4 protein-coding genes are annotated in these 4,459 nt (G+C 53.6%); all 4 read left to right on the forward strand.

Translation table 11 applies throughout. From position 1 onward, the window contains the following. The coding region (locus V6M87_RS26935; protein ID WP_332879757.1) for a phospholipase D-like domain-containing protein at positions 1-717 on the forward strand (717 nt) is incomplete at its 5' end. A 98-nt stretch (positions 718-815) separates the two neighbouring features. Next, positions 816-2,348 (forward strand): SEL1-like repeat protein, encoded by a 1,533-nt coding sequence (locus V6M87_RS26940; RefSeq protein WP_332879758.1) that lies wholly within the window; start codon positions 816-818, stop codon positions 2,346-2,348. Further along, positions 2,345-3,547 carry a phospholipase D-like domain-containing protein gene (locus V6M87_RS26945; protein ID WP_332879759.1) on the forward strand — a complete coding sequence of 401 codons (1,203 nt, stop codon included), beginning with the start codon at positions 2,345-2,347 and terminating at the stop codon, positions 3,545-3,547. Before V6M87_RS26940 ends, V6M87_RS26945 begins: the two co-directional genes overlap by 4 nt. A gap of 2 nt (positions 3,548-3,549) precedes the next feature. Beyond that, the coding region (locus V6M87_RS26950) for a tetratricopeptide repeat protein (protein ID WP_332879760.1) at positions 3,550-4,459 on the forward strand (910 nt) is incomplete at its 3' end.

Here is a 4,459-nt window from a genome sequence, read left to right on the forward strand (position 1 = left end):
GCCAGCCGCGCAAGCGCCGGCCTGTCTCTGGAAAAGATGCCGATACTGCACGTATTTATCGTGATTCCCATGCCGGAAAAAGAAGAAATGATTCCGCGCACCTACGATACGCTGGCGACACTTGGGCAGCAGCAAGGCATGCAGGGCCAAGTCGCCTTGATCAAGGATTTCAATGAAAATCCGCGCTTGATTCCCGTTGCAGACGGCATGGGGCCGGCGGCCACAATACCAGCACCATTGCCGGAAGTCGTCAAGCACGCAAACCAGATCACCAAACAGGATGCGACTAAACTGGAATCGCAGTTCGGCATCAAAGTGTGCACCGCGATGCTCAACGCTTGCGGTCCGAACGGCAAGTCGTTCGACTTCCGCGAGATCTATATTCACTCCAAGCTGCTTCTCATTGACGACACTTTTTTCACGACTGGAAGCGCCAACATGAATGTGCGCAGCATGGCGACGGATAGTGAAATCAACATTGCGACAGTTGATCCCGTTGCTGCGACAGATCTACGAAAACGGATATGGGGCCAACTCAGCGAAAATCGGGAGAAATGTGACGGCGGCAGCGGATCGAGGAAAGAAATAGCGAAGGCATTTGAAGCTTGGACGGATTTAATGAAAACCAATCAAGCTTGCAAAGATCTACACGAAAAGAGTCGTGGATTTCTACTACCTCTTTTCGACGAACGCTGTTCTACTTCACGGTTGGGATAACGATGCCGCCTCATTCCCGATTGGTTCGTATCGTGCCGAACCTCTTCATTGCCATCTGCTTAGCATCAATTTTTATGGCGTATAAAATGGATACGACTATGCTCGACGAGTTGCCTCGCAATGAAAAATTAGCTTTATTCAACCCCCATATTCGTGCATACACTTGTGCTCCGGTACCTTCGCCTCCGCTCGATGCGCAAGCCGATGCATGGTTTCGAGAGGCACGCGCATTGGAAGACCCAGAAATCTACATTGATGACCGCAATTACAAAAAAATTGTCGCCCTCACGCGTCAAGCAGCCGAACGAAAACATTGGAAGGCAATGATCAACCTCGCAAGCTTTATTATTGAAGGTCGCGATCCGCCACACGGTGCCGAGGACGCGGTACAACTAGTGGAAGCAGCAATGAAAATAGGCGTGCCTGCAGCGTATGATCGCATGGGAACGTTTTACATGAATGGCACCGGTGTCAAGCATGATGCCACGCGCGCTTACGCCTTTTGGCAACAGGCTGCAAAGATGGGAAGCCCCGAGGCGTTGTCTGATTTGGGTAGAAAAATGTATTCCGTCGATGACCGTCCCGGAGAAAGTCGCTGGGCCAATGCTTCAGTCGGAATTAAGATGCTGGAGTGCGCGTATGGTCAAGGTCACGGTCCTGCTGCTTATGAACTCGGTTATCTGTATAGTCACCCGGTAGGTCACGCCGCTACAAAGGAAGAGCTTCATCAGGCGCTTCTGACGTGGCACAACGGTGTAAAGTTTGGTAGCGCGGGGTCCGCGGCAGCGATATCACTCGAATTTGAACGTACCTCCAACACGCCTGATCGCAAGGTGTCGCACCCGGACATGGCCAGGTCGGAACGTTATGAGTTGCTAGGTCGCATCCTTGAATTTTATCCCGATTATCGCTTCCCCAATCTGGACATGATTATTCCATTGCCACCCGCCGACCTCCCCCCTTGGAACGGCGATCGCGACACCCTGCTCGACGCCGCACGCGGCGTCAGCCACCCTCCATCCGCGCCCCGTTCGCCGAGCACCTCTTCGGAACGCAAGGGACGCTTTTTCCTGGCTCCCGAATATCGCTTGGTGCCGACTGACGAGATCACGGAAGATGCGACCGCACCATTCACCGGCTACTGGCAACCGGTCATTGACGAAAACAAGCCCTACCAGGACAGCGCGGGCGAGACAATCGAGCCAGGACTGTATCAAGTCGGCGAGCGTTTCGAGCGCGTAGATAAGCGGCGTCACGCCAGGGCCGCCGATGGTGGTCCTGGTTTGCAGTGGCGCAATTGGCGCACTGTACGGCACGATCTGGGGGCGATTTCTCCTCCGGTCGTCAGCAAACGTACGCGTCTTGTCGCGCCGCCTGCGAAACCCACGGCGTGCGCCGCCAGCGAGCGTTGTCCGGTCACCGGCATCTGGCAACCCTGGGTGCACGCCGAGCATCCTGAGCAAAACACGATCAACCAGTATTGGCGGCAAACCTGGCTCGTTGCGGGCCAGTGCTTCCCGAATCCCCAACTGGCGTGGATGCTCGATGTGCCGGCCACGGACATTACCTGGCACCTGATGGACTGCGTGGGTGTCGACATCGCCATGGCAACGCCGTCGGCTACGTCATGAGACTGAACTCCGTGGCCGACTATTGGGACACGGGATCGCACCACTACGAAGACCCGCGCCGCGAACGGGAGAGTTCCCGTTCTTACATGCCGGACAACGAGCATGCAAGCATGAAGCCATTCCGCGACTACGCATGCCGGATCGACCGCGGGCGGGCGCTACTTGCGCTCCATCAAAATTTTATCAAGGCCTGGGAGCGCGCCGATTCAAATCGGAAGTCGACCGACCCGAGCGAACTGGGCACCCGACCGATGCCGGAATATTGTCTGAAGAAGGCGCCGGCGGGCAGTCCGCGCATGCAAATCTTGCGCACCCAACCTGAAGAGCAGGACAAGACGATCGAGGATCTGTATTTTAACGCCACCGATGTGGCCACCCGTGCTGCTGGTTATTTGTACGCGGAGAACCAGTATTTTCAGTGGGAGGAATGGGCGCAACGCTTGCTGCGCGTGCGCAAGCAGTCAATGGCCCAATGGAATGCCAGCCGCGCAAGCGCCGGACTGTCCCTGGAAAAGATGCCGGTACTGCACGTGTTTATCGTGATTCCCATGCCGGAGAAGCCAGAAATGATCCCGCGTACCTACGATACGCTGGCGACACTTGGACAGCAGAAAGGTATGCAGGGCCAAGTTGCCTTAATCAAGGATTTCAATGAAAATCCGCGCTCGATTCGCGTTGCAGACGGCATGGGGCCGGCGGCCACAATACCAGCACCGTTACCGGAAGTAGTCAAGCACGCAAACCAGATCACCAAACAGGATGCGATTAAGCTGGAATCGCAGTTCGGCGTCAAAGTGTGCACGGCGATGCTCAACGCCTGTGGGCCGAATGGCAAGTCGTTCGACTTCCGCGAAATCTATATTCACTCCAAGCTGCTTCTCATTGACGACACTTTTTTCACGACTGGAAGCGCCAACATGAATGTGCGCAGCATGGCGACCGATAGTGAAATCAACATTGCGACAGTTGATCCAAATTCTGCAATGGACCTGAGAAAACGGATATGGGGCCAACTCAGCGAAAAATGGGGGAGCTGTGACGGTGGAGGCGGATCGAGGAACGAAATCCGCGACGCATTCGATGACTGGACAAGTCTTATGGAGAACAATGCAAAGGCACGAGATAAAAACTTGAAAATAATTAGCGGCTTTTTACTTCCATTGCTCGATAAACGCAGTTCCACCTCACGCTTGAGCTAACAATGATTTATCGACATCAGAAATTTCGATTTAATACGCATTCTATGACCCTACTATTTTTTTTATCAATTAATATTACGGCATGCAAAATGAATAATCACCCTACAAATGTATTACCTCGCCATCAAGAACTTCCACTTTTCGATCCACATGTTTCAGCATATACATGTACACTTGAAAAATTTCCGCCATTCGATGCGCAGGCAGAAGCCTGGTTTCAGGAAGCACGCGCATTGGAAAGTCCGGAGATATATATTGATGACCGTGACTATAAAAGAATTGTCGCACTGACACGCCAAGCGGCAGAGCGACAACACTGGAAGGCAATGCTTAATCTGGCCAGTTTGATTATTGAAGGTCGCGATCCGCCGCATGGCAACGAAGCTGCAGTCCGGCTAATAGAAGCCGCAATGCTGAAGGGAATACCAGCTGCTTACGACCGCATGGGGACGTATTATATGAATGGCACCGGTGTGAATGTGGACGCTACGCGCGCCTACGCTTTCTGGCAACGTGCTGCGCAAATGGGAAGTCCTGAGGCACTGACCGACCTTGGCAAGAAATTAATATCGGTTGATGATCACCCTGAGCGTGATCGCTGGGCGAATGAGGTAGTCGGCACAAAAATGCTGGAGTGTGCATATGCACAAGGATATGGCCTGGCGGCTTACGAGCTAGGCTTTGAATATAGCATACCAACTCATCGCAGCCCTACAAGGCAAGACTTGGAACGTGCCCTTCTCGCGTGGCACAATGGCGTGAAGTTTGGAAGTGCGAAATGTGCCGCGGCAATTTCAGGGGAGTTCCGTAGCAACTCCAACAGACCTCCTATAAAGCACCTCGTTATACACAAGTCCGCACCGTCGTCCGGCCGGCATGAAAACACGTTTACATTCAAGGACTTAACGCGCC

The sequence above is a fragment of the Massilia sp. S19_KUP03_FR1 genome (assembly GCF_036688685.1).
Taxonomy (GTDB): Bacteria; Pseudomonadota; Gammaproteobacteria; order Burkholderiales; family Burkholderiaceae_D; genus JALYUM01.